The sequence below is a fragment of the Acidisphaera rubrifaciens HS-AP3 genome, assembly GCF_000964365.1.
GTDB lineage: Bacteria > Pseudomonadota > Alphaproteobacteria > Acetobacterales > Acetobacteraceae > Acidisphaera > Acidisphaera rubrifaciens.
Genome location: NZ_BANB01000477.1, coordinates 1 through 1295 on the forward strand (window position 1 = coordinate 1; position 1295 = coordinate 1295).

The 1295-nt window shown below is 73.8% G+C and carries 2 protein-coding genes and 1 pseudogene; 1 reads left to right on the forward strand and 2 read right to left on the reverse strand.

The annotated features are described in order from the left end of the window. Positions 1-304 (forward strand): DUF933 domain-containing protein (locus tag B8460_RS13265; RefSeq protein ID WP_048862083.1); only part of this gene is annotated, 304 nt, incomplete at its 5' end. On the opposite strand, the gene B8460_RS13270 is transcribed toward B8460_RS13265, so the two are convergent. Then, complete coding sequence (locus tag B8460_RS13270) at positions 294-1070, reverse strand: ABC transporter ATP-binding protein (RefSeq protein WP_241771191.1); 777 nt, start codon at positions 1068-1070, stop codon at positions 294-296. The two genes, B8460_RS13265 and B8460_RS13270, sit on opposite strands and share 11 nt — an antisense overlap. Continuing rightward, positions 1058-1295 (reverse strand): annotated as a pseudogene (locus B8460_RS13275) (ABC transporter ATP-binding protein); the annotation flags it as partial. The gene B8460_RS13270 and the pseudogene B8460_RS13275, both read right to left, overlap by 13 nt.

Here is a 1295-nt window from a genome sequence, read left to right on the forward strand (position 1 = left end):
CAGCGGGCTCGATCGCGTGATCCGCGCGGGTTACGACCTTCTCGGCCTGATCACCTATTTCACCGTGGGGCCGAAGGAAGCGCGCGCCTGGACGATCACCGTCGGCACCCGCGCACCCGCCGCCGCCGGCGTCATCCACGGCGATTTCGAGCGCGGGTTCATCGCGTGCGAAACCATCGCCTATGACAACTACGTGGCGTTGAAGGGCGAGGCCGGCGCGCGCGAGGCCGGCCGGCTGCGGATCGAGGGGCGCGACTACGTCGTGCGCGACGGCGACGTGCTGCTGTTCCGCTTCAACGTGTAGGCGTCGCCGGCGGGGCCGGCGGCGGCGCGTCCAGCTCCAGGCTCAGCCGGCGCAGCGCCTGCGTATGGGGATGGGCGCAGCGTCCCGCGCGCAGGTCATCGGTGCTCAGCACCTCCACCAGCGCGCCGTCGAGCAGCACTCCGATCCGCTCGCAGAGATGCGCGACCACGCCGAGGTCATGGCTCACCAGGACGATCGTGAGCTGCCGGTCGCGGCGCAGATCGGCCAGCAGATTCAGCACCTCCGCCTGCACCGACACGTCGAGCGCGCTGGTCGGCTCGTCGAGCAGCAGCACGTCCGGACCCGCGATCAGCGCCCGGGCGATCGCGACCCGCTGGCGCTGGCCGCCGGACAGCTGGTGCGGATAGCGGTAGCGGACGGACGAGGGCAGCGCGACGTCCGCCAGCGCCTGCGCGATGCGCGCGTCCCGGTCGCGCAGCCGGTGCACGATCAGCGGCTCGGCCAGCAGCCGGTCCACGGTCTGGCGCGGATGCAGCGCCGTGCCGGGGTCCTGGAACACCATCTGCACCCGGCGGAAGAAGGCGCGCGGCGGGCGGCGCGGCACGTCGGCGCCGGCCAGGTGGACGCGGCCGGCGTGGCGCAACCCGGCGCCGGCGAGGATGCGCAGCAGGCTCGATTTGCCCGATCCGCTCTCGCCGATCAGGCCGAAGGCGCCGCCCGCCGGCACGTCGAACGCGACGTCGCGCAGCACGGTCGTCCCGCCGTAGCGCAGCCCGATCCCCTCGCAGCCGATCACAGCGCCCACCAAGCGTCGCGCCGGACCACCGGCAGGCGGGCACGCGGGCGCGCGAGCGACGGCAGGCAGTCGAGCAGCGCGCGGGTATAGGGGTGCGTCGCCCCCGCGAGGTCGGCGGCGGCCCGCGTCTCCAGCACGCGCCCGGCATACATGACCATCACCCGGTCGCAGTGCCGGGCGACCAGCGGCAGATCATGGGTAATCAGGATCAGCCCCATGCCCCGCGCCGCCGCC